The 24,966-nt window shown below is 74.1% G+C and carries 14 protein-coding genes; 7 read left to right on the plus strand and 7 right to left on the minus strand.

Annotated features, from left to right (window positions below; genetic code table 11):
- Nucleotides 1-57 precede the first annotated feature (57 nt).
- From AB0K51_RS31925 to AB0K51_RS31940, 4 genes are all read right to left on the minus strand, one after another.
- Nucleotides 58-1,107: a LacI family DNA-binding transcriptional regulator gene (locus AB0K51_RS31925; RefSeq protein ID WP_363461260.1), complete on the minus strand. Its 1,050-nt coding sequence runs from the start codon at nt 1,105-1,107 to the stop codon at nt 58-60.
- A complete protein-coding gene (locus AB0K51_RS31930) occupies nt 1,104-1,745 on the minus strand; it encodes a GDSL-type esterase/lipase family protein (protein ID WP_363461262.1) in 642 nt (213 codons plus the stop codon). The genes AB0K51_RS31925 and AB0K51_RS31930 overlap by 4 nt, the downstream gene beginning before the upstream one ends.
- 129 nt (nt 1,746-1,874) lie before the next feature.
- Entirely contained in the window at nt 1,875-2,297 is a 423-nt protein-coding gene (locus AB0K51_RS31935; protein WP_363461264.1) for a hypothetical protein, read from the minus strand.
- On the minus strand, nt 2,294-2,536 hold the full coding sequence (locus AB0K51_RS31940; protein ID WP_363461266.1) for a hypothetical protein: 243 nt from the start codon (nt 2,534-2,536) through the stop codon (nt 2,294-2,296). Before AB0K51_RS31940 ends, AB0K51_RS31935 begins: the two co-directional genes overlap by 4 nt.
- Before the next feature lie 206 nt (nt 2,537-2,742).
- On the opposite strand from AB0K51_RS31940, the gene AB0K51_RS31945 reads away from it, so the two are divergent.
- The 3 genes from AB0K51_RS31945 to fxsT all read left to right on the plus strand — a co-directional run bounded on the left by AB0K51_RS31945 (nt 2,743) and on the right by fxsT (nt 7,162).
- On the plus strand, nt 2,743-3,756 hold the full coding sequence (locus AB0K51_RS31945) for an ROK family protein (protein WP_363461268.1): 1,014 nt from the start codon (nt 2,743-2,745) through the stop codon (nt 3,754-3,756).
- 158 nt (nt 3,757-3,914) lie between these two features.
- The gene (locus AB0K51_RS31950) at nt 3,915-4,346 is read left to right on the plus strand and encodes a hypothetical protein (RefSeq protein WP_363461270.1); all 432 of its coding nucleotides are present in this window, start codon (nt 3,915-3,917) and stop codon (nt 4,344-4,346) included.
- Between the two features lie 44 nt (nt 4,347-4,390).
- Nucleotides 4,391-7,162, plus strand: a complete 2,772-nt coding sequence (gene fxsT, locus AB0K51_RS31955) for an FxSxx-COOH system tetratricopeptide repeat protein (protein WP_363461272.1) — start codon at nt 4,391-4,393, stop codon at nt 7,160-7,162.
- Nucleotides 7,163-7,222: 60 nt separating this feature from the next.
- Here the strand turns inward: fxsT and AB0K51_RS31960 are convergent, their stop codons facing one another.
- Nucleotides 7,223-7,999, minus strand: coding sequence for an SDR family oxidoreductase (locus AB0K51_RS31960; protein WP_363461274.1), 777 nt, complete (start codon nt 7,997-7,999; stop codon nt 7,223-7,225).
- 87 nt (nt 8,000-8,086) lie between these two features.
- Complete coding sequence (locus AB0K51_RS31965; RefSeq protein WP_363461276.1) at nt 8,087-9,361, minus strand: cytochrome P450; 1,275 nt, start codon at nt 9,359-9,361, stop codon at nt 8,087-8,089.
- Nucleotides 9,362-9,660: 299 nt separating this feature from the next.
- On the opposite strand from AB0K51_RS31965, the gene thrS reads away from it, so the two are divergent.
- The 4 genes from thrS (at nt 9,661) to AB0K51_RS31985 (ending at nt 13,392) form a co-directional block, all read left to right on the plus strand.
- Complete coding sequence (thrS, locus tag AB0K51_RS31970) at nt 9,661-10,956, plus strand: threonine--tRNA ligase (RefSeq protein ID WP_363461278.1); 1,296 nt, start codon at nt 9,661-9,663, stop codon at nt 10,954-10,956.
- Between the two features lie 208 nt (nt 10,957-11,164).
- A complete protein-coding gene (locus AB0K51_RS31975; RefSeq protein WP_363461280.1) occupies nt 11,165-11,803 on the plus strand; it encodes a hypothetical protein in 639 nt (212 codons plus the stop codon).
- A 127-nt stretch (nt 11,804-11,930) separates the two neighbouring features.
- The gene (locus AB0K51_RS31980) at nt 11,931-12,758 is read left to right on the plus strand and encodes a thioredoxin domain-containing protein (RefSeq protein ID WP_363461282.1); all 828 of its coding nucleotides are present in this window, start codon (nt 11,931-11,933) and stop codon (nt 12,756-12,758) included.
- A gap of 4 nt (nt 12,759-12,762) precedes the next feature.
- The gene (locus AB0K51_RS31985; RefSeq protein ID WP_363461284.1) at nt 12,763-13,392 is read left to right on the plus strand and encodes a vitamin K epoxide reductase family protein; all 630 of its coding nucleotides are present in this window, start codon (nt 12,763-12,765) and stop codon (nt 13,390-13,392) included.
- 270 nt (nt 13,393-13,662) lie between these two features.
- Here the strand turns inward: AB0K51_RS31985 and AB0K51_RS31990 are convergent, their stop codons facing one another.
- Complete coding sequence (locus AB0K51_RS31990) at nt 13,663-24,945, minus strand: hypothetical protein (RefSeq protein ID WP_363461286.1); 11,283 nt, start codon at nt 24,943-24,945, stop codon at nt 13,663-13,665.
- Between the last annotated feature and the right edge of the window lie 21 nt (nt 24,946-24,966).

Here is a 24,966-nt window from a genome sequence, read left to right on the forward strand (position 1 = left end):
CACTCAACGCCTTCGAGATCGCCTTCGACGGCCGACTCTCCGTCGGCCGCCGCTAACTCAACCCAACCGAGTTACACCGTTCACTGGACAGACCCCCGGCGGCGTTTCGCCTGAGCCCCGAGGAATGAGCCGGGTGGGGAGTTCGTGGCGGGCGGGTGGGGTGGTGTCGCCGGTGAGACGGGCGAAGAGGCGGTGGGCGGCGAGGGTGCCGAGGGCGGTGGGGTCCTGGGCGACGACGGTGAGGGCGGGGGTGAGGAGGTCGGCGAGTTCGAGGTCGTCGAAGCCGACCATCGCGGGTCGCGGTCCGGCGGGCAGGTGGTGCAGGGCGGCGAGGGTGACCCGGTTGTTCGCGGTGAACAGCGCGGTGACGGGATCCGGCCCGGTCAGCAGGCGGCTGACCGCGGCGGCGACCCTCGCCGGGTCGGTGGGCCCGCTGTCGATCCACCGCTCGTCGACGGGAAGGCCGGCCTCGGCCATGGCGGTGCGGTAGCCGCGTTCGCGTTCGGCGCTGGTGTGGATGTCCGGCTGGTCGCCGACGAAGCCGATCCGCCGGTGGCCGTGGGCGATCAGGTGCGCGGTGCCCGCTCGTGCGCCGCCCGCGTTGTCGCTGAGCACCGCGTCGGCCGCCAACTGCGCGCCGGGCCGGTCGAGGAAGACCACGGGGGTGCCGGAGGCGATTTCGGGCAGCAGGTACCGGTGGTCGTCGCCCGCCGGGACGACGAGCAGGCCGTCCACCCGCCGGGCGCAGAACGCCAGCGCCAACTCCCTTTCCCGCAATGGGTCTTCCCCACTGGAGCCGGTGAAGAGCAGGCACCCTTCGGTGGCGGCGACCTCTTCGACGGCTCGGGAGAGCGCGGAGGAGAAGGGGTCGCTGATGTCCTCGAGCAGCAGGGCGACGCTCGCCGTCCGCCCGGTGCGCAGCAGCCGCGCGCTGTCGTTGCGGCGGAACCCGAGCGCGTCGATGGCCGTTTGGACCCGCGCCGCGGTCTCCGCGGTGACGCCGGGCTCGTCGTTGACGACGCGCGAGACGGTCTTCAGGGCGACGCCGGCCGCCGCGGCCACGTCCTTCATGGTGGGCCGGGATCCGGTGCGCCCGCTGCTGGTCATGCCCCGGAGGATAGTGCGCGTACCAGCTCGGTCCAGGCGGCGGCCAGCAGGCGGTGGCCGCGCTCGGTGGGGTGGACACCGTCGGCGGCGATCGCCTCGGGGCGGCCGGCGGCCACGGCGGCCTGGTTGAGCAGTCCGTCGGCGGCGAGCAGCAGGGCGCCGAACTCGGCCGCGAGGCGGCGGACGGCATGGATGCGGGGATCGAGGTCGGTGCGCCAGGTCCACTGCTCGGCGGTCACGGGGACCAGGAACGGCTCGATCAGCACCAGCCGGGGCGCGCAGTGCTCGTGCAGGCGGGTGAGCAGTCGGCGGTACTCGTCCTCCCACAGGTCGACGGGGCTGGGCAGGCCGGAGTCGTAGCGTCGCCAGGTGTCGTTGACGCCGATCATCAGGGAGACCAGGTGCGGGCGGTGGGCGAGGGTGTCGGTGTCCCAGCGGTCGCGCAGGTCGGTGATGCGGTTGCCGGAGACGCCGCGGTTGAGCACCGTCAGGCCCGGGTTGGCGGCGCGCAGGCGGTCGGCGGCGAGGGCGGCGTAGCCGTGGCCCAGGTCGGCGGCCAGTCGGCGGTCGCGGCCGGCGTCGGTGATGCTGTCCCCCTGGAACAGCACGGTGGCGCCGAGCGGCAGGGTGGGCGACATGGCGGCTCCTCGCAGGTGGGGCCACCGCCCGGGCGGGCTCCCCGGGCGGCGGGCGGGACTTGGCGGCGCACACGTGGCGTGCCTGGGACACCGGACGTGTCAACGATCGTGCAGCGTGCTGACGTTAACTCAGCCGGCCGACGAGCCGGCCATCGCCCTGGCATGGTCGACGAACAGCCGAGCGGCGGTGCGGGGCGGGTCGGCCGGGCCGTCGTTCCACACGATGCGGTGTCCGTCGTGGTCCGCGTAGAAGGACCCGTCGTCGACGCGTGAGGTGAGCAGCCAGAACTGGTCACCGGCCGCGCCGTCGGCCAGCGCGGCGGCGGTGTCGGGGATGCCCCGGCCGACGTCGATCCGCAGCCCGAACTCCTCGACGACGACGGGCTTCCCGAGCGCACGACCGTCGGCGAGGTGCTCGGTGATCCAACGGGTGCCCCGGCTGGTGGCGTCGGTGCCGGGTTTGCTGCCGGCGATCTCGCCCCAGTCCTGCGGGCAGACGCGGACGGTGCCGTTGTCGAGGGCAGGCAACGCGGTGGGCCGACGCCAGTTCACGCCCTCGTACGCGCTGTACGGGTGGGCACCGTCGACGGCTCGGCCGTGGGAAAGTCGTCGGTCAGGCCGAGGAACGAGCCGACGTACTGCTGCATGCCGCCGCAGTCGGGCCGGTTGTTGACCAGCGGCAGGAGCAGCCACAGGCCGACCTGCCCGGCCTTGCGTGCCGGCGCGGAGTTCTCGCCGCCGGTTCTGCCACCGGCCGTGAGCACGACCATGGTCGCGGCCGCGACGGCCACCCATCCCCGCGCATCTCGCTCACCCTTCGGACGATCGTCTACGTATCGGGGAAAGCCGCAGCCAGCGGAGCGAACCCAACCTCCCGGGCCGCTGGACGCTCGATGTAGACAACGTTGTCATCGGACGTCAGAATCACCTGGAACCATGGGCGGTGCCTCGCCCTGCGCGGCTGCCGCGCCCCCGCCCCACCCCCGGAGCCATCACGATGAGTCACCACCTGCACGGTGCCGCCCTGGCTGACGAATCCACTGGGCCCGCGCGGCGTCCGCGCGGACCGCGGCCGCTGCTCGCCGCCCTGGACATCGGCGGCACCAAGATCGCGGGCGGCCTGGTCGACGCCGACGGCGCGCTGCTGCGCCGGTTCCGGCTCCCCACCCCCACCACCGGCGACCGTTACGAGCTGATGGCCGCCGTCGACGCCGTCCTCGACGAGCTGGCCCGCGACCCGCGGTGGGCCGAGGTCCGTGCGGTCGGCATCGGCAGCGCGGGCCCGGTCGACATCTCCACCGGCACCGTCAGCCCGGTCAACCTGCCGGGCTGGCGCGAGTTCCCGCTGCGCGACGCGGTCGCCGAGCACCCCGCGGTCCGCGGACTGCCGGTCGTGCTCGGCGGCGACGCCGTCGCGATGACCGCGGCGGAGCACTGGCGCGGCGCCGCCCGCCCGTACCGCAACGCCCTCTGCCTGGTGGTCTCCACCGGCGTCGGCGCCGGTCTGGTCCTCGACGGCCGCCTGCACACCGGCCCCACGGGGAATGCCGGGCACCTCGGCCACATCAGCGTCGACTTCACCGGACGGCCATGCCCGTGCGGATCACGCGGCTGCGTGGAGGGCCTGGCCAGCGGCACCGCGATCGCCCGCACCGCCGCCGAGTCCGGCTGGCGGCCCGGGCCCGACGGCGACGCCACCGCCGCCGCGGTCGCCGCCGCCGCCCGCACCGGCGACCCGCTGGCGCTCGCCGCCTACGACCGGGCCGCCCGCGCCCTCGCCGCCGGCATCGCCGCCACCGCCACCCTGGTCGAACTCGACGTCGCCGTCGTCGGAGGCGGCGTCGCCACCGCCGGCGACGTCCTCTTCACCCCCCTCCGCCGCCACCTCGCCGCCTACGCCACCCTCCCCTTCACCCGCCACCTCCACGTCACCCCCGCCCGCCTGGGCACCGACGCCGGCCTCGTCGGCGCCGCCGCACTGGCCCGCACCCCGCTCGGCACCACGGCCTGAGCACTGCGCACCGCGCACCGCGCACCGACGGGCGACGCCTGGGGCGCGGCCTCGGAGATCCTTCCGCCGTCCGAACCCTCCCCGGGCGCGCGGCGGGTACGGTGTGAGCCGACGTCAGATCCGAGCCGACGTCAGGTGCGGACGGACCGGGGGGTTCGGTGACGGGCATCGAGAGCGCGATCGGGTACGTGTACGCGTGGGTCCTCCGCCAGGCGGACCCGGTGACCGGCCCGCCGGACTCCGCAGGTGACCACGCGCTGGCCGCGGCACTGGACCGGCTGCACGAGCTGGTCGACCGCATGCTGGGCGAGGACCCCGCGTTCCGGCGGCTGGCCGAGGAGGCCGCGGCGGGACGGCCGCAGCCGAGCGACCGGACGCGGCGGCGCGCGCAGGACGCGCTGGCGGAAGTCGCCGGGCAGGACCCGGAGTTCGCCGCAGCCCTGGACCGAGCGGTGGCCCAGGTGCGGGCCCTGGCCCAGAACAGCGCCACGGGCGTCGACATCCACGCCGCCCACGGCTCCGTGGCCGCCTGGAGCGTGCGGGACGTGACCCTGGGAAACCCTCCGCAGCCGGTTCCGCAGCAGGGCTGAGCGGAACCGGCGCACTGCAGGCCCCGCCCGTCACCGGGCACACGGTGGTCTCCGCCGACCACGGCAGCGTGGCCGTCGGCCACGCCGAGCACGTCCACCAGCACGCCGCGCCCCGTCCTCCGGCCCGCTGGCCGCACCAGGTCGGCGTGCTGCCCCCGCGCGCCCAGTCCTTCCAACACCGTTCTGCCGCCGAGCGGTTGAGGCTCGCGGTCGACAGCGGCGGGACGGCGGTGCTCGGCCAGGTGTTGACCGGCACGGGCGGAGTGGGCAAGACCCAGCTGGCCGCCGACTACGCCCGCAGCGCGTGGCAGCGCGGCGAGGTGGACGTCCTGGTGTGGATCGGCGCGAGCACCCGGTCCGCCGTGGTGGCGCGGTACGCGCAGGCCGCGGAGGAGCTTCTGGCCGTCGAACCGGGCGACCCGGAGCGGGCCGCCGAAACCTTCCTCGCCTGGTTGGAGCCCAAAGCCGGTGACACCCCGTGCCGGTGGCTGGTGGTGCTGGACGACGCCGACGACCCGGCCGAGCTGCGCGGGCTGTGGCCGCCCGACAGCCCGCACGGGCGCACCCTGGTCACCACCCGCCGCCGCGAGGCCGCCCTGACCGGCAGCCGGCGGCGCCTGGTCCCGGTCGGCCTGTTCACCCCCGCCGAGTCCGCCGCCTACCTCGGCTCCGCGCTGGCCGCCCACGACCGCCACGAGCCCGCCCACCAACTCGACGCCCTCGCCGCCGATCTGGGCCACCTGCCGCTGGCCCTCGCCCAGGCCGCCGCCTACCTCACCGACACGGCACTCACCGCCGCCGGGTACCGCCGGCTCCTCGCCGACCGCCTCCGCAGGCTCGCCGACCTGCTGCCCGAACCCGGGGCGCTGCCCGACGACCACGCCGCCACCGTCGCCGCCACCTGGTCGCTGTCCGTCGAACGCGCCGACCTGCTGCGCCCGGCCGGCCTGGCCCGCCCGATGCTCCAACTCGCCGCGATGCTCGACCCGAACGGCATCCCCGTCGCCGTCCTGGCCTCCGAACCCGCCCTCGCCCACCTCACCGCCCACCGCTCCCCCGGCAGCAGGGCGGACCTCGCCCCGGCCTCCGCCGAGGACGCGGCGGGCGCACTACGGGCCCTGCACCGGCTCAGCCTGGTCGACCACACCCCGGACGATCCCGTCCGCGTCCACCGGCTCATCCAGCGCGCCACCCGCGACACCCTCACCACGAGCCGGCACGACACCGCCGCCCTCACCGCCGCCGACGCCCTGGCAGCCGTGTGGCCCGACGTCGAACGCGACACCGACCTCGCGCAGGCGCTGCGCGCCAACACCGCCGCCCTCACCGCCGTCGCCGAGGACGCGCTGTCCGCGCCGGACGCCCACGTCGTGCTGTTCCACGCCGGCCAGAGCCTCGGCCGGTCCGGGCAGGTCGCCGCCGCCCGCGACCACTTCCGGCACCTCGTCGCGCGGACGGCGGACCGCCTCGGCCCGGACCATGCCGACACCCTCGGTGCCCGGCACGAGCTCGCCCACTGGCGGGGGCAGGCCGGTGACGCGGCCGGGGCCGCCGCGGCCTTCGCCGAGCTGCTGGCGGACCGCCTCCGGCTGGTCGGTCCGGACCACCTCGCCACCTTCGGCGCCCGGCGCGAGCACGCGTACTGGCTCGGGAGCGCGGGCGACGCGGCGGGGGCCGTCACCGCCCACCGCGAGCTGCTGGACGACATGCTCCGGGTGCTCGGGCCGGACCATCCCGCCACCCTCGCCGCCCGCCACAACCTGGCCGAATGGCGGGGCGAGGCGGGCGATCCGGCCGGGGCCGCCGCGGTCACCCGGGAGGTGCTGGCGGACCGGCTCCGGGTGCTCGGTCCTGACCATCCCGACACGCTCGCCTCCCGGAGCAACCTCGCCCAGTGGACCGGCGGCGCGGGTGACGCGGCCGGCGCGGCCGCGGCCTTCACCGAGCTGCTGGCCGACCGGCTGCGCGTGCTCGGACCGGACCACCCCGCCACCCTGACCACCCGTCACAACCTCGCCCACTGGCGGGGCGAGGCGGGCGATCCGCCCGGGGCGGCCGCCGGCTACGGCGAACTGCTGGACGACATGGTGCGCGTGCTCGGTCCCGACCACCCCTCCGTACTCACCACCCGGGCCAACCTGGCCTACTGGCGCGGGCAGGCCGGTGACGCCGCCGGCGCCGCCGAGGCGTTCGGCGCGGTGCTGGCGGACCGGCTCCGGGTGCTCGGTCCTGACCATCCGTCAACGTTCATCGCCCGCACCAACCAGGCGCGGTGGCGGGGCGAGGCCGGCGATCCGGCCGGCGCCGAGGCGGCCTTCGCCGAACTGCTGGAGGACATGCTGCCGGCGCTGGGCGCGGACCACCCCGCCACCCTCACGGCCCGGCACAACCTGGCGTACTGGCGGGGTCAGGCGGGCGACGCGCCCGGCGCCGCCGACGGCTTCGCACGGCTGCTGGACGACCGCCTGCGGGTGCTGGGCGCGGACCACCCCGAGACGCTCGGCACCCGGAGCAACCTCGCCTACTGGCGTGCCCGGGCCGGTGACCCGGCCGGCGCCGTCACCCTCATCCGCGGCGTGCTGGCGGACCGCCTCCGGGTACTCGGCCCGGACCATCCCGCGACGCTCGTCACCCGCAGCAACCTGGCCCAGTGGCAGGGCCAGGCGGGCGACGCCGCCGGTGCGGCCGCGGCCTGTGCCGTCCTGCTGGACGACATGCTGCGGGTGCTGGGCCCGGACCACGCCGCCACCCGCGCCGTCCGCCACAACCTCGCCCGCTGGCGCGAGCAGGCCGACGGGGCGGATCCCGCCCGCTGACGGCCGGTCGGCCTCAGGTGGGTGCGGTGTGTCGAACCCCGCACGCGCAGTGGCCATTCGCTACTTGAACCCGCCGTTGCTGTGCAGGAGTTGACCGTTGATCCACTGGCCCGCCGGGGAGCAGAGGAACGCGATGTAGCGCGCGGCGTCCTGCGGGGTGCCGAGGCGGGCGAGCGGGGTCTGGCGCAGCACCTCGGTGCGGATGGCGTCGTCCATCCACCCGGTGTCGGTGGGGCCGGGGTCGAGCGCGTTGGCGGTGACGCCGAGGTGGGCGAGTTCGTGGGCCGCGGCGAGGGTGATCCGGTCCAGCGCGCCCTTGCTGGCGCCGTACGGGAGGTTGCCGACGGTGTGGCCGCTGGTGAGGGCGATGATCCGGCCGGTGCCGAAGGGGCCGGTGAAGCGGCGGCCGAACTCGCGGATCAGCAGCCAGCTCGCCCGGGTGTTGACCGCGAAGTGCCGGTCGAAGCTCTCCGGCGTGGTGTCCAGCAGCCCGGAGTCGACCGACTCGGCGTGGCTGAGCACCAGCGCGGTGACCTTGCCGAGGTCGTGCTCGACCCGGTCGAACACCTGCGCCGGGGTGTCGGGCTCGGCGAGGTCCGCCTCGACGGCGAGGCTGCGCGCGCCGTGCGCCTCGATCAGCGCGCCGATCGCCGCCCGCGCGCCGTCCTCCGCGCCCCAGGCCATCCGCCGGTCGTAGGGCGTCCAGAACGTCCAGGCGATGTCCCAGCCGGCGGCGGCGAGCTGCTCGGCGATGGCCGCGCCGATCCCGGCGGTCCGGCCGACGCCGGTGATCAGTGCCACGGGGCGGCTGTCCGCCCCCGTCTCCACGTTCGTCACGGCGCACGATCCTGACTGCTCGTCACGCATCCGGCAAGCGCTTTCACACCTGCCGACCGACGCAGCGTCACGCCCACCGACGCACCGTCAGACCGCGTGCACCGCCGCCCGGACCGGACCGTCGGGGTGGACGGTGAGGTTGTACCCGGCGTCGGCCGGGGCCTCCCGGAGCTCCAGCCGGTACGCGGGCAGCAGCGCTTCGAGCAGCAGCGTCATCTCCCGCACCGCGAACTGCGCGCCCAGGCAGGCCCGCGGGCCGACGCCGAACGGGTAGTACGCGCCGGGCGCGGGGCGGCGCTCCGCGTCCAGGAAACGCTGCGGGCGGAAGCTCTCGGGCGCGGGCCACAGCACCGGGTCACGGTGCGTCAGGTACGGGCAGAGCAGCAGCGTGGTGCCCGGCTCGATCGGGTGGCCGCCGAGCGTGTCGGCCTCGGCGGCGTGCCGGGGCATGATCCAGGCGACCGGGTACAGCCGCAGCGTCTCGTCGATCAGCGCACGGATCGCAGCGGCGCGCTCGGCGGACCCGGCCGGGCCGGCGTCCAGCGCCCAGTCGCGGACCTCCGGGTGCTCGTCCAGCAGCAGGAACAGCCAGCTGAGCGTGGTGGCGGTGGTCTCGTAGCCCGCCACCACCAGGGTGAGCAGCTCGTCGCGCACCAAGCGCTCGGTGTAGTCCGGGAGTTCCTCGGCGGCGCGGAGCAGGACCTGCAGCAGGTTCGGCTCCGCGGTCTGCTGCGCGAGGGCGACGGCGTGCGCGGCCGCGGCGTCCGCCCGGGCGACGGCCTCGGTGAAGTCGGCGGTGCTGTCGCCGGTGGCGGGCGCGAAGGCGGGGATCGCCGCGAGCGAGTCGCCGGCGGCCATCAGGCCCTGGTAGGTGTCGGGGTCGAGCGGGTGCGCGGTCAGCGAGCGCCAGATCACCTCCAGCGAGAAGAACCGCAGGTCGGCGGTGACGTCCCGGACCTCGCCGGCCCGCGCGGCGTCCTGCCAGCGCTGCGCCATGGCGGCCACCGCGAGCTCGATCTGCGGCTCGTACGCGCGGATCCCGCGCCCGGTGAACTGCGGCTGCAGCAGCTTGCGTTGACGGCGCCAGGGCTCGCCGGCCGCGCACAGCAGCCCGTCGCCGAGCAGCACCTTGGCGCGGTGCCCGTGCTTGACGTAGGTGTCGGGGTGCCGGGCCAGCACGTGCTGCACCTCCTCGGCGCCGGTGACCAGCACGACCTGTCGCTCGCCGATCCGGAAGCCCGCGACCGGCCCGAGCCGAGCCGCCGCCGTGAGCAGGTCGACCAGTCGGCCGCCCTCCGCCCGCCAGCGGAGCAGTTCCTCGGGGTCGAGTTCGGGAAGCGTGCGGGTGGCTGCCGTGGCCAAGGCGGGTCTCCTGCTCGACGTGCTGCTCGACTGCGCGACGCCGCCCACCCTAACGGAGAGTGGACGATCGATCCCACCCCGCGACGGCCAGCACCAACCCCGCTGCCGGTCAGTCGAGTTGACGATCACTCACCTCCCGTCCGCCGTGCCACCCGGAAATCCACGGGACACCTCGCGCCGCGTCCTGCTAGCGTGGACGGCATGAAGCGCGCTGCCATGCTGACGACGACGCCGGAGAGTGTCCCGGCGCGCTGACTGCTGTTCTTCACCAAGCCCCGGGGCCGAGCGCCCGGGGCTTTTTGCGTGCGTCCGCGGCGGCTCGGCTCCCATCCGATGAGGAGACCGCCATGCACGACCACCGCCGACTCGGCCGCGAGCTGGGCCTGTTCGACACCGACCCGCTGATCGGCGCGGGGCTTCCGTACTGGCTGCCGGACGGCGCGGCGGTACGCCACAGCCTGGAGGAGTTCGTCCGCGGCCTGGAGCGCCGCGCGGGGTACCGGCACGTGTATTCGCCGGTGCTGGGGAAGAGGGAGTTGTACGAGATCTCCGGGCACTGGTCGCACTACCGGGACGACATGTTCCCGCCCATGGACGCGGGCGCCGCCTCGGGCGAGGACGCGGAACCCGGCCCGGACGGCGAGCAGTTGGTGCTGCGGCCGAGCCTGTGTCCGCACCACGCGGTGATGTTCCGTTCGTGTTCCCGTAGCTACCGCGAACTCCCGCTGCGGATGGCGGAGTTGGGCGGCATGTTCCGCTCCGAGCGGTCGGGGGTGCTGGGCGGCCTGACCCGGGTCCGGGCGATCCAGCTGAACGACGCGCACATCTTCTGCACCCTGGACCAGGTGGCCGAGGAGGCCCGCGGCGCACTGGAGCTGATCGCGGTGGCGTACCGGGCGATGGGCATCGTCCCGTCCCGCTACCGGCTCTCGCTGCCCGGCGCGGGCGGCAAGTACGTCGCCCGGCCGGAGCTGTGGGAGCGGGCCACCGCGCTGCTGGTCGAGGTGCTGGACGGGCTCGGCATCGCGTACGAGGCGGAGGAGGGCGAGGCCGCGTTCTACGGGCCGAAGATCGACATTCAGGTGGTGGACGGTGCGGGCCGCGAGTCCACCCTCTCCACCGTGCAGGTCGACTTCCACCAGCCGGAGCGGTTCGGGCTGGAGTACGTCGGACCGGACGGGGCCAGGCACCGGCCGGTGATGGTGCACCGCTCGATCGTCGGCAGCGTGGAGCGCGCGGTCGCCCACCTGATCGAGCAGCACGGCGGCGCGTTCCCGGCCTGGCTGGCGCCGGTCCAGCTGGCGGTGCTGCCGCTCGGCGACGAGCAGCACGCGGCGGCCGAGGAGCTGGTGCGCCGCTGCCTGGAGCTGGACCTGCGGGCCGAGCTGCTCGGTGCGGACCGCGGCTCGCTGGGCGCCCGGGTCCGGGAGGCGCGGCTGGCCCCGTACCAGGCGGTGCTGGGCCCGCGCGAGGCGGCGGACGGCACCCTCGCACTGCGCCTGCGCGACGGCCGCCGACCCGATGCGCTGCCGGCGGAACGGGCGCTGGCCCGGATCGCGGAGGTGATCGCCGGCCGCAGCGCCGAGCTGTGGTGACCCGTCACCGGGCTGTCGGCGGCTCCCTGTGGTGCGTTCCACAGCGAGCCGCCGGCGGACCGGCCGCGCGGGTGGGCGAGGCGTCCGGCGGCCTTGCCGCGTCGCGCCAACCCCCGTTTATCCAGGGCTTATCCGCGAGCTGGGCGGATACCGGGGCGACGGAGGCGGCCTCGTCCGGAGGGCGTTTCGCGTGGCATACTCCGGGACCATGACCGGCAAGCACGCGACCAGGGCCCTGCGGGGCGCGGTGTTCACCGCGCTCGCCGTGCCGCTGGCCGCGTTCGGCCAGGTGGCGATCACCGGCCGCGCGCTGCCGCTCACGCTGGTCGCGGCGGCGGGTGTCGCCGTGTTCCTGCTGGCGGTGCTGCTGGACGGTGCGCGCCGCCACTTCCTGCTGCTCTCCTCCGTGCTGCTGCCGGTGGAGCTGCTGCTGAACACCGCCTTCAACCTCGGCCAGGACGCCTGTGCGGCGCCCGCGCACGGGGTGAACCTGCTGGTCTGCGGCGGCGACTCGGTCGGCGGCTCGCAGCTGTTCGCCGAGTGGACGCACCACTCGCCCGGCCTGCTGCGGCTGCTGGTCCTCGGCGTGCACCTGGCACTGGCCCTCGCGGCCGCCGCCTGGCTGCGCCTGGCCGACGCCGCACTGGACGGCCTGGCGGACGCGGCCCGGGCGGTGGCCCGCCTGCTGCCCGCCCCGTGGCGGTCGCTGCTGCTCGCCGCCCTGCCGGGCTGCCCGGCCGTGCTGCTGCCCCCCGCCGCACCGGAGCCTGCGCTGCGCCGTCCCCAGGACGCCGTCCACTCCCCCGCCCCTCGCCGCGGTCCGCCGGAGCTTGCGCTCGCCTGCTGACGGCCCGTCACCCCGTGTGGTGGCGCCCCGGTCCGTCAACGGGCATTCGCCAGCCCACCTTTCCCCCTTGACCGCGTCCGGCCGCGCCGCTGTGCCCGCCGGGACGCGAAGGAGACGACGGACCATCATGACCACCACTCCCCAGCAGCCCACCCCCGGTACCAACCCCGCCAGCAACCCCGCCCCGAACGCCCGCAAGCGCCTGCAGGAGGCGCAGCGCCAGGAGGCCAGGGCGGCGGTGCGCCGCCGCCGGACCGTCGTCGCGGTGTCGATCGTCGCCGCGGTCGCGGTGGTCGCGGGCGGCGCCGCGCTGGCCGTCTCCACGGCCGACGACAGCGGCACGTCCGCGGCCGCCACGTCGGTGGTGACCCCGGCGAACGCGGGCGGCGCGGACGGCACCGTGGTCGTCTACGGCAAGGCCGACGCCCCGCACACCCTGGCGGTGTACGAGGACTTCCGGTGCCCGATCTGCGAGCGCTTCGAGACCTCGACGGGCAAGACCGTCCAGCAGCTCGCCGACCAGGGCACCTACAAGATCGAGTACCACCTGGCCACATTCCTGGACGCCAACCTGGGCGGTCAGGGCTCGCGCACCGCGCTGGCCGCGGCGGGCGCCGCGCTGAACGAGGGCGTGGACAAGTTCAAGGCCTTCCACGACGTGCTGTACGCCAACCAGCCCGCCGAGAGCGAGGACGGCTTCGGCGACGTCAACCGGATCCTGGACCTCGCCGGGCAGGTCCCGGGCCTGAAGACCGACGCCTTCACCAAGGCCGTCACCGACGGGACCTACAAGCCGTGGGCCGCGAAGGTCGCCACCGCGTTCAACAAGTCCGGCGTCCAGGGCACGCCGACCGTGGTGCTGGACGGCAAGTCGCTGAACGTGATCGGCAAGGACGGGCAGGCGCTCACCGGCGACCAGTTCACCGCGCTGGTCAAGCAGACGATCGGCGGGTGACGCCGTGACGACCACCGCCCGGACCACCGTCCGGACCGCCCTCGCGGGCCCGGTCCCCGCCTCCCGCGGCTTCGGCCGGCTGCTGCTGTTCGCCGGACTGCTCGGCCTGGCCGCGTCCGCCGTGCTCACGATCGACAAGATCAAGCTGCTGAAGAATCCGTCGTACCAGCCCGGCTGCAACATCAACCCGATCATCAGCTGCGGCTCGATCATGCGCACCGCCCAGGCCGAGGCCTTCGGCTTCCCCAACTCGCTGATCGGGCTCGCCGCGTTCGGCGCCCTCGCCGCCATCGGCGCCGGCCTGCTGGCCGGCGCCGCCCACCGGCGCTGGTTCTGGCTCGGCCTCCAGGCGGGCACCCTGCTCGGCCTCGGCTTCGTGATCTGGCTGATCCACCAGGCCCTGTACGAGATCGGCGCGCTCTGCCCCTACTGCATGGTGGTCTGGGCGGTGGTCATCCCGACCTTCTGGTACACCACACTCCACAACCTCCGCACCGGCACCATCCCCGCCCCGCCCCTCATCCGCCGCCTCGCCCAAGCCCCCCACCAATGGCTGGTCCCGACCGCCGCCTACCTGCTCATCGCCCTGCTGATCCTCAACCGGTTCTGGTACTACTGGCAGACGCTGCTGTGAACCGCCCTGACCTGCGCAAACATCGCTGACCCCACCCGGAGCGGGCAAATCACCCGCAAACAGCGCCCTGCTGGTCGCGGCGCGTGCCCGCTCATCACTCTTGGGCACGAGGTGCACGTAGGTCCGCAGAGTGAAGGCCTCGTCGGCGTGCCCCAGGTGGCCGGCGAGGTCCTTGATCGAGCGCCGGGTCCCCGTCCGACGGGCCGTCGTCGGTACGACGGAGCGCCGGCCGGCTCCTCGCTCTTCGAGTCCGTCGTCAGGCCACCGGAGTCACCGCCGAACAGCGAAATCCGGTACGTCCCAGGCCGACCAGTCGTGGCTCGGGAGGACCAACCGGCCATCGGTGGATACCGCCCCGTCGTCGGTGGTCTCCGCGGCAGCCTCGTCCTGGCCGCCCTCGGATGCGCGGGCCCTGGGGTGGAAGGTGAGGAAGGCACCCCAAGAACCTGCCTGAGTCTGCTCCACATAGATCGTCGGCGACTCCGATCCGTCGTCTGCTTCGGCGGGAGCCACGCCAACCCGCGCATTCGGGGCGTACACCACCAGTCCCGTCGCGTCGGCCACCGCCTGGGCGTGCTCCGCCGATTCGCAGCTGAGTAGCACGATCGAGGCCAGCGCCCCGTCCGCTACGGACTTCCTCAGCGCGGCGACGCTGGGCCTGCGCTTCAGGAATCCGCCCAGCTCCGCGCCGCCGATCGGGGAGACATCGCCGTGAGCGCTCTCCAAGGAAAAGCCCTCACGGCCGGCGTGGGCCCCGAAGAAGTACGCGTTCCCCGGGTTCCACGGCACAGGGTGGAACAACCCCGTCGGCTCGAACTCTCCGTTCCGATTCTCGAACCAGGCCAGGTTCCTCAGGGGGCGGAACGTGGGCTCGCGAAGGTGCCATTCGTGGTCGCCGAGGCTGACCCGGCCGATCGGTCGGCCGTCCGCGTCGGCCACCGTCGTCGTGTGGACCGAGCTATCGGTCAGGCGCGTCCCGTCGGCCGTCACCACGTGCCCCGCCGGGCCGCCGAGCGCAGGGTCCACGCCGCCCTTCGACGGCGGATCGATGCGCAGGATGCGCCCATGCGGGGCTTCGGTGCCGTCCACCGTCAGGTAGGGGGCTTTCAGCCCCAGCGACCATCCGCTGTCGGCCACCGGGGCCATGTCCGCCTCGGCCGTCAGGGCGTAGACGGTGCGAGGCGTTCCCGCGGCGTCCAGACCGGCCGCGATCCGGCGCGGCAGGTCGAGCCCGCCGGAGCCGGCGTGCGAGATCGCCAGGACGACCGGGACGTCGGCGGGGAGCTCCCGCAGCGCCGGGTCGGAGACCACCATGGCGGCGAACTCGTCGGCGCGGACGTTGGCGAGGTCTCCGTACGAGTCGGTCATCGGCACTTCGCCGCCGTCCAGGCCCGCCAGCACGAAGTACGGTTCGGGGCCGCCGGCCCAGGGTACGGCGAATCGCCCCAGATCCTGCCGGACGTACGCCGGGTCCTCCGGGTCCCGGTCCTGGTCGACCAGGAGGTGCCGGTAGTCGGCGACACCGGCCCGGAACTCCGCCAGCATCTCGTCAAGGTCCTCGAAGCCCTCCGGGTCGAGGTACGCGCGCCCCGTCGCCCGTGGGCCGCCCTGCGGTCCGAGGGCGCGACTCTGGACCAACTCGCCGCTGCCCGGCACCTCGTGGAGGTCCCGGTCCTCCGTCCCCTCGCCCTCGAAGAACCTCGGCTCCGGGGAGTGCACCGGGTCACCGGGTCGCGGTACGCCCTCCGCACTCCCGTCGTCGGCGTCACCGAAGGGCACCGCGGGCGCGAGGGAACCGGCCAGCTCGCCGTTCAGCCGGTGGTAGCCCTCAGGGCGGTCGGCGGACGCCGGCAGGGCTCCGTCCACCGGGAGGTGAGCCCCCAGACTCTCCACCTGGATGTCGCTCTCGCCCGCGGGCAGCCTCAGCCGCAGCCAGTGGCCGCCCTCCTGCACGGCCAGCCTGCCGGACGAGTCGAAGCCGACGCCGCGGGGCGTGGCCACCACCAGGTGCCCCGGCCCCCACCCCAGCGCCACACCGGCCGGGGAGAGCGGTGGTACGAACCAGAGCGTCCCGTTCGGGGCGTACGCCTCCAGGTCCAGGTGCGGCAGCTTCTCGCGCAGCGCGGTCAGCACCTGCGCCGCGTACGACGACTCTCCGCCGGCCCCCAGGTCGCACGCCGGGAGCTGGAGCGGCCGGACGCCGTCCCACTCGCCGCGCGCATGCAACTCGACCAGCACCGAGGCCAGTTCATCGGGTGTTACCGGTGCTCCGTGCCACACCGGCATGCCGTCGGCAGCCGTGTGCGCGGCCACGGTGAAGAAGCGCTCGTCCACCGGGAACCGCGACACGGCGGCAGCATGCTTGCCCGACGCGTCGCCCAGGAACCGCGCGCCGGGCCCGTGCTGGGTGAGCAGCTCCGACACCATCGCTTGCACCCGCTCACCGCCGCGGTCCGGCCCGGCCGGCTCCGGCGGACCGTCGACCGGCCCGTGCTCGGTGAGCAGCTCCGACACCATCGCTTGCACCCGCTCTCCGCCGCGGTCCGGCCCGGCCAGCTCTGGCGGACCGTCGACCGAGGTGGTGCGGGCGGCGAGGTCCAGCGCGCTCTGACGCTCCCCCCGTGTCAGGGGGCCGTCCCCGGGAATCCTCAGCAGCAGCCGGCTCGTCCGGTCCAAGGCCGCTCGGTCGAAGGGGCCGCTCGCGCCGAACCGGCGCCTGGCCAGCTCGTGCATACCCCGTACACCGCGCAGGTGCTCCACCGTCACCGGCCGATCGTGCGCGACCAGCAACCGCGCCGGGCCGAACAGCACCTCCCGCTCGATCCGCGACACCCGGTGGTCACCAGGCAGGCCGAGGACGTCACGGGTCAACCGGTCCAGACTCTCCGCCATCGGGTACCGGCCCCGATGAGCCGACCGCACGAGCTCCGTCAGCGCCAGACCGGCCGCGAGGTCGGCCACCCGAGGCTCCCTGCCGAGGAGCGTGCGCAGCACCTGGCCCGCCGAGGTCAGCCGCTCGCGGCGCTCGGCCTGCGGGAGAGCGGACAGCTGCGGGACGCTCGCCGCCAGCGTGTCCAACGCCGCCCGGTCCGAAGCCTCGGGCCCCACCAGCCGCTGCGTCCTGGCCAGCCGCACCAGGACCTGCCGGGTGCGGCCCGTCTCCCCGAGCGAGGCCGGTGCCACGGCCAGGACGGGTGCCGGAGGGGACACGGCCGCCCGGTCCTGGCGCAGCCGGGCCGGGGGCGCCGGCCGCCCGGCCGGATTCGCGGCCCGTCCTGGACGCGTCCGGCCCCGAGCGCCACCAGCGGCCGATGCGTCCACCCCGCGGGTGCCGGACGGCGGTGCCGTGGGCCGGGGCAGTTCCGCGACGTGGATCTCGGTCGTGCCGTCGTCGAGTGCGCGCACCTCCGTCACCCGGAACCGGGCACCGGGGGCGAACACCACCACGTCCGCGTGCGGCCCCTGGTCGGGAGCCAGGAGCGCACCCGCGCGGCGCGCGGTCAGCGGGCTGACGACGAACCGGGTCTCCTGGGCGGAGGCCGGCCCGGTGCGTTCCCGTCCCACGACCGGACCCGCCCACAGCGGGTCACCGGTCGGCAGCGCCGAGCGGTCCGCGGCGGCGGCGCGGTAGCGCGCCACCTCGGCCTGGGTCAGGGGCGCGGTGCGGTGGACCGGCCCGGTGACCTCCGGCAGTTCCCGCAGGCCGCGGGCCAGACGCTCCTCCCACTTGCCGTCCCGCAGCGGAATCAGCTGGTGCAGCCTGACGCCGCCCTCGGCGAAGAGGATCACTGCGGCGAGGTCCGACCGGCGTGCCGCGTCGACGGCCTGCACAGTGCTCCCGGCCTGCTGGCGGAGGTACGTCTCGGCGCGTTGCAGGAAGGTCGACATGCTGGCGGTGGCGTCCGGTGCCTGGTCGTCCCGCCGGGACGGGCTGTCGGCGGGGCCCTGCGGTGCGGGGTCCGCAGCGGCGACGACCCGGGGCCGGCCGGAGTTGTCGATGGCCACCGGCTGGGTCGTGGTGGCGGGCGGGAGGTCGGTCGACTGCGACGGGGCGGAGGTCCGGAACTTCGCGGTCGGCAACTGCGTCAGGTCGTCCTGCCAGCGCGTCAGCGCGAACAGCGCGGCGAGCTGCTCCTTGCCCGCGGCGTCCTTGCCGAGCAGGTCGATCATCCGGCGCACGGAGGTGCTGTCGTCGATCAGGGCCTGTCCGTGCAGGTCCTCACCGGTCCCGACCTTCGCGAAGTGGCTGCCCACCGCCTCGCGCGGGGTCCTTGGCAGCGGCAGGCCGAGGTCGCGGTGCGCCGCGACCAGGTCGATCAGCGCCTTGGACACCCGGATGTGGGCCTGGAGCGTGCCCGGGTCCAGGGTCGCGCCCCAGAGCCGGAACTCGGCCCGCGCACTGGTGCGGCCGTCGATGTTGAGGAGGTTCAACCCCCAGTACCGGCCCCGGTTGGGGTTTCGGGCCTCCGCCAGAGTGGCGAATCCGCCCGGCGGCGGTGCCTCGTTGGGCCGGCAGGCTCGCACGCCGCGGTGGGTCGGGTGCGAGGGGTCCTGGGCCAGCCGGTAGAAGGCGTCCTCGTGGTCGCGGAACACCTCGACGGCGTCGCTGTACAGGGTCGACTCGAAGCCGAAGTCACCCGTCCCGATGTTGATGTGGCCGCCACCGGTGCCGCCCGGGGCGATCCCGCCGTGCCGGGTGATGATCTCGCAGGCCTTCCGGATGTTCTCCCAGTGCTGCTTGGTGTCGTACATCACCGGGGAGATCAGCTCGGCCGCGACCCCGATCTCGTCCTCGAACCGCCAGCCGTCGAACTGCTCGGTGTAGCCCTCCGCCACGATGTCGTTGGCTGTGTGGAGCTTGGTCGTCGTGCTCAGACCACTGCGGACGAAGTCGTCCATCATCGCGGCAAGTCGGCGGTCCCGCTCCGCCTGTGGCGTCCCGTCGGGAAAGGTGATGGTGAGCTCGACGCCGATCGGGCGGCCGTCGATCGGCTCGCCGGCGCTGGTCAGCACGCCGTCGGCCTCCAGGTAGGGCACCTTGTGGTCGGTGCCGGCCCTTGCCGCCTCCACGGCCGCGACGAACGCGTCCGGTTCGGACGTGAACGACGGGCCCTGCGCGTGCCACTCCAGTGTCTGCCGGCGCGGCTGGACCAGGCCGGCCTGCCTGCCGAGGTCGGTCAGCCGTCGGAGCGACGAGTGCTCCGGGTCGATCCCCGCGCCCTGGTCGAGTCGCGTCAGCACGGCCGCCGCGGTGGAGAGCCGGTGCCGCCAGTTCACCTCGGACTTCGCATCCGAGAGCGCGTCGCGGTCAAGCAGCTTGAGCGCTGCCTCGACCTGGGGCGAGACCGTGCTGCCCGCGGCCAGCGCGCGCGCCCGATAGGCCACGGCTCGCGCGGCGGTGGCCGGCGCCCTGTCGCGCCAGTCCCGGCCGCTGCCGAAGCGCGGCCCCCAATCCCCGCGCCGCAGGTCGTCGAGGACCACGAGAACCGAGGACTTCCACACCACGGTGCCGACCTGGCTTCGGACGGTGTCGAGCGCCAGGGTGACGTGATCGTGGAACCGGGCGGCCAGCGCCTTCAGCGGCCGGGTCAGGTCGGTGTCGTGCACGAACCGCTGGAGCAGGTCGTCGGAGGGGAACAGCCTGGCTGCGCGGAGCACGGGGTACGCGTCCTCGATCTGCCGCTCCAGGTCGCGCACCTCACGGTAGGAGGGCTCGTCCAAGACCTGCCAGCGTGCCCGGGTGGCCGCCGACCTCGCCTGCGACAGCGCCGACAGCACCACGGCCGCCTCCCGCAGGCTGACGCTCGACTCCCCGGGCCGGTCGCCGACCTCGTCCGCCCGCACCTGGAGGTCGCCCCGGCGGCGGCGGAGTTCCACGTCGAGTGCGATGTTGTACGAAAAGACGCCGGCGTCCCGCACGTCCTGCGGTCTGTTCGACGGGCGGAGGGCACCGCCGTCCAGGAGCTGGTAGCGCTGCTGGTCCGAGCTGAGGGTGCGGCTGTGCAGGGACAGCCGCTCCGCGGCGGCCAGGGCCAGGTCATGGCCGAGGTCGGCCACCAGGCCGAGGATCGCCGGATCGTCCCGGATCTGCGGGGCGGACAGCACCGTGGCCCAATCCCCGGTCGCATTGTCGTCCTGGTGCTGGCTGCCCTCGACCGGCTCGCCGAGCCGGAGCTGGCGGGCCACCTCCGCGGGGCTGACCAGCCGTGGGTGTCCCGGCCTGGAGAGCTCCACACTGCCCTGCGGCCCGGCCAGGCTGACCAGATGGACGGGCGTCAGGTTGCTTCCAGTGGCCGACATATCGGGCCAGACATATCCGTTCGAATAGACGACGGCGATGTCCAGCAGGTAGGGCGGTGCCGCGAGGAGTTCGGAGGCCACCCAGTCCAGGTCGGTGTTCCACCGCCCCGGCGTCATCAGCGTGGTCAGGAGCACGGCCCGCTCCTCGGGGGTGGCGAAGTGCGCCCCCAGCGAGTCGTCCGGCGTATTGAAGAACGTATTCGCTGCCGACGCGAGCTCGTAGCGCAGGGACTGCACATCGTGATCACCGGCGGTGCCGTGCTCGCGCAGCACCGCGAGCACCGCACCGAGATAGCCGTCTCCCCCGCCGAACAGCTCCCCCCGGGCGAGCCCGCGCAGTGCGAGCTGGCTCAGCTGCCAGGCCGTGGGGTCGGGATCGACGTCCTCGTCCGTCGTCGGCGGAAGGACGACCTCGCGGCCGTCGCCGAGCACGGAGTAGTCGATCCACTCCGGCTCGCTCGGGAAGAAGACGAAGTCGTCGTCGGAGTCAGCGGTGTGGTCGACGCCCACATCCCGGCCGTCCGCCGGGTCGGCTTCCCGAACGGCCTGGCCTGCCTCCGGGGTACCGAACTTGACCGCGCCGTCGAGCGGCCGCAGGGCTGCGGCCGAGCCGACCTCGTAGCCGTCCGGGAGTTGCCCGACCACCGGGCCCTCGGTGACGACGGCCGTGTGCCCGGCATCGCCGCTGTCGGTGAACGTCCGCCAGAACGAGGTGTCGCTCTGCACCACCACCGGCCTGCCCTGGGCATCCACGCCCACGTGGTCGGCGACGATGACCTCGCGGTGGGTGGTGAAGTCGGCTTCGCCGTTCACGATCTTGGGCGTCACCCAGACGTCGCCGACGGGTGCCCGGCCGGTGAGCGGGCCGGACACGCCGGGGCGGGGGTTCGCCTGCTGGTGGGCCCAGAGCGCGGTGAGCGCCGCGGGGACGTGGCGCTCCGTCGGTGCGCCGAGGCGGCAGGAGAGGAAGTCGATGCGTGTTTTGCCATCGAGTTTGCCGCTGTCGTGGGCGGCGCGGAGGACGTCGGCGAGTTGTTCGGGGCTGATCGGGGCGCCGTTGTCGCCGATGTGCATCGCCACCACGTAGGTGTCGTCGCGGTGTGGAAGGTGGTCCAGCGTCTGCGCGTAGGTGCGCGCCGCCGCCTCCGGAAGGTTTGCCCCGCCGACCCAAACGCCGGCCGGAATCGACGTGGTGTGCAGCGGCGGCTTCGGCTCGACGCCGCCGCTGCTCGGCGGGTCGATGCGGACGAACGGTCCGCGCGGTCCGGGCACCTGCCGACCGGCCTCGTCCGTCACCGTGGCCGGCATGTAGACCACCCGGTCGGTCGCGGCCGCGACGTCCCGCGCCAACTCCAGGTCCGAGCCGCCGGACTCCGAGATCGTCAGCACGATCGGCGCGTCCGGATGCAGCGACGCCAACACCGGGTCAGCCGCCAGGACGGCGGCGAAGTCGTGCGGCTCGACCTCGGCGTCGCCGCCGCCCTGCGCTGCCAACCGCACACGGTGACCGCTCATCTCGGCCATCACGAAGAACGGCTGCTCGCCACCGGCCCACGGCGCCGGGCGCCGGCCCAGGTCGACCTTGATACGGTTCGGAGCCGAGGCCGACACACCGTCCTCCGACAGGACGTGCCGGTAGTGCGTGGTCTCCGCGCGGATGTCGCCGAGAACGGGGCCGGTGCCGCCCCCCGGCTCGTCCTTTCCGAAGCCGGCCCGGCTGAGGAAGGCACGCCCCGTCGGCCGGCCGCCGGCCTGCGGCGACACCGGGTCGGTCTCCAACCGGAAACCCGAAGCCTGCAGCGAGTGCAGGTCGCGTCCCTGCCGCCCCGCCCCCGCGTGGAAGGCCGGACCCTGCGGCCCGGGGCCGAACCTGACGGTGCCGGGGATGTGGCTCGCGGGGGTATGGGCGTCCGGGTCGGAGACGTGCTCGCTGCGGTACCCGGTGGGTGCGGCGTCCTCGACGGTGCCGCCGGCCGTCAGCAGGCCACCGTGCTCGGCGGCCGTCTCCGCGGTATGCGCGGCATCACCACTGTCGGTGAACGTCCGCCAGAACGAGGTGTCGCTCTGCACCACCACCGGCCTGCCCTGGGAATCCACGCCCACGTGGTCCGCGACCACCACCTCCGGCGCCGCCGACCACTGCGTCACCCCACCCACCAGCTTCGGCACCACCCACACGTCACCCACCGGCGCCCGACCCACCAACGGCCCCGCCACACCCGGCCGAGGATTCGCCGCCTGATGCGCCCACAGCACCGCCAGCGCCTCCGACAGCCCACGCCCCGCCATCCCACCCAGCCGGCACGACAGGAAGTCGATCCGCGTCTTCCCGTCGAACAGACCCAGGTCGTACGACGCCAGCAGAACGTCCGCCAGCTGCTTCGCCGTCACCGGCGCACCAGCCGCACCGACATGCATCGCCACCACGAACGTGTCGTCCCGCCGCGGCAGATGATCCAACGCGGTCAGCGCCGTCCCACCGCCGTGGAACCCCGCCACCGCCGGGTCTCCCACCAGCACGCCCGACCGCGTCCGCTGCACGGGCAACTTCTCCACGACCGTCGCATAGTCGACCGAGATCGTCGCGGTCAGCTGACGCACACCCCGCTCGACCTGCTGCGGCAGCACCACATCGATCGGCGGATCCGCATCCACCCCCAACGCGGCCAACTCCTCCCGCAGCCGCGCCTTCAACTCCCCGACCGTCTCCGCCGCGCGCGCCGGGCCGTTCAACCCACTACCGTCACCCCGACCCGTCACCCGAATCAGCGGCAGAGCCCGACCCTCCCGGTGACGCTCCGCCAACTCCGGCGCCAACCTGCGCGCCACATCCCCGATCACCGCACGCGCGCTGTCCCGCAACTCCGTCGACGCGTACCGGAAGGACACCGACACCGGAGCCAGCGACACCGACACCGGCGAAACCGCGGCAACGGCCCCCGACACCGCACGACCCGCCCCACCCGCCGGGAACAACTCACCCAACGGAATGTCATCCTCTGCACGTTCCCCCGCGTCGGACACCGCCTCGGACGCCGCATCAGCCGCCGCATCGGCCGCTCGCACCAGCTGATCCGCCGCCGACCGGCCGTCGGAGGCCGTCACCAACCCGTCCCGGCGCGCGATGGCATCCACGGCGCTCAACCCGCGTGCCGCACCCGCATCGTTCTTCAGATAGTCCGCCAGCAGCTGCCTTGCGGCGTCCTCCGTCGAACGCCCCGTCAGGTCGTACCCCCGCACCGCCAGGAAGCGCCGCAGCCTCGCCACGTCCGCGTCATGGTTCGCTCCGCCGCTTCCCACCGACGCACCCAGCCCGAACCCGATCCGCGCCGCCATGTCCCGCGTGACCGGCCCGCCCACGATCCGCTCGAAGCGCCCCACGATCGCGTCCACCGCCGCACGCGGTACGGCCCCGGCCCAGACGAACCCCGCGTCCCCGGCACCCGACAACCCGACCAACGGCGCGCGCAGCTCCCGCGCCACGGCGTCGTCGATCAACCCCAACGCCCGCACCCGGTCCACCACCGACGACAACTCCGCCGCCGATGCATCCACCCCCAACACCGTCCCGGTCGGCGTGACCAACACCGGATCATGACCCGCCGACCCGACCCCACCGACCGGCCCCACGGGGGCCGGCACCGCCGTGTCAGCCGGGGCCGCGGCCGTCGTGTCGGCCTGCACGGTGGTGGTGTCGCCCTGGACGGAGTGCACGGCGGCGTCGGTCTGGGTGGCGGTGTCGGGCTGGACGGGGTTCACGGTGTCCGGCCGACCGGTGCTCTCGGTGCGGTGGCCTGCCGCCGTGGCGGGCGGTGTGGATGACGTCCCGTCAGTTCCGGTCAGCGCCGCAAGTGCCTCCTCGCTGATGGACTTCTGCGAGGCCCCGAAGGTGAACGGGGCGAGCTGGGGCGCGCCGCTCTCGGTGCGGGGACGCGGCGCGCCGTCGTCGGACGGCGCCGTCGCGCCGCGGCCACCCGCCTGGTCGGTGACCGCGCCGGTGGTCTTGATGTTTCCACCGTTCAGGGCGTCGTCGATGGCCTGCCGGCCCGGGTTCTCCTCCCGGGCCGCGTCGCCGGTGCCGGTCTTGTGGGTGAAGAGGTTGACGATCGGGGTGTCGGAGCGCAGGTCGAACCCGGAGAACGGGTTGGAGAAGAACCACTTGGCCAGGTCCTTCGCGCTCTGCCCCCACGACTCGTCACCGTCGTGCCCACCCGGCCGCGGCACCGGGAACGGCGCGGGGTTGCCGGTCATGTTCGCCAGGAACGACACGAAGTTCAACGGATGCAGCAGCCCGAAGTACTTCGCCCCGTCCGGGTTCTCACGCCACTGCCGCTCCCGCAACCAGTTCTGGTACCGGTCGAACAACGGCTCGAAGGTCTTGTGCAGGACGTGACCGAACGCGCCCATCGCCATCCCCGACACGAACGAGCCCCACGACGTCGAGAACGTGTGGTCCTCACTCCAGAACAGGTTGTACCCGATGTCCGACGCGACGTTCTGCCCACCCTCCTGCAGGATCTCCCCCAGCGCATGGCCCAACTGGAACAGCGCGTTGCCGTGCAGCGGATGCTCCGCCGTGAAATGCCCGAACAACCTCGCGAAGCCGCCCACGCCCTCCTTGCCCGCAGACGCCGTGAACAGGTCGGGGAACTCCCTCGCCATCCGCGACAGCGGCCCGCTGCCGGCGAAATCACCCAACGCCTGCGCCAACACCCCGCCCAGATGCGCGTGGTCCGCCCCCAGATGCCCCCAGTGCTTCACGAACGCGTCACCGAAGTTCCGCCCGATCTGCCGCGCCTCCTCCCGCAACGCCGCATGCGAAGCCGCGTCCGTCAGATGCTCCTCGAAGATCCGGCCCATCTTGCGCGCGAACGCGTCCGCGATGCTCCCCTCACCGAACCGGACGAACCCCGCCTCCAACTGCTGCACCGAAGCACCCAGCAGATGACCCACCGACTTCGCGAACTCCTGCCGCGCCGACGCCGAACCGAGCTTGCCCGCCTCCCGCGCGACATCCCGCTCCACCGTCCGCACCGCGTCGAGGACCAGCCCCTTCCCCAGCCCCTTCACCTCCGCCCCCACCACGTGCGACACCCCGCCCGCCACACCCCGGACATCGTTCAACCCCGCCGCCAGCACGTGGTCGAGCCGCTTCGACAGGATCGACGACGAGTCCTTGCCGATCAGCCGCCCCACCACCTTGCCGAACGCCTGCCCGAACAACTCCAGCGGACCCGCGAACAACCCCTCCAACGACCCCTGCTGGAACGACTG

The sequence above is a fragment of the Kitasatospora sp. NPDC049285 genome, assembly GCF_040678815.1.
Classification (GTDB): Bacteria; Actinomycetota; Actinomycetes; order Streptomycetales; family Streptomycetaceae; genus Kitasatospora.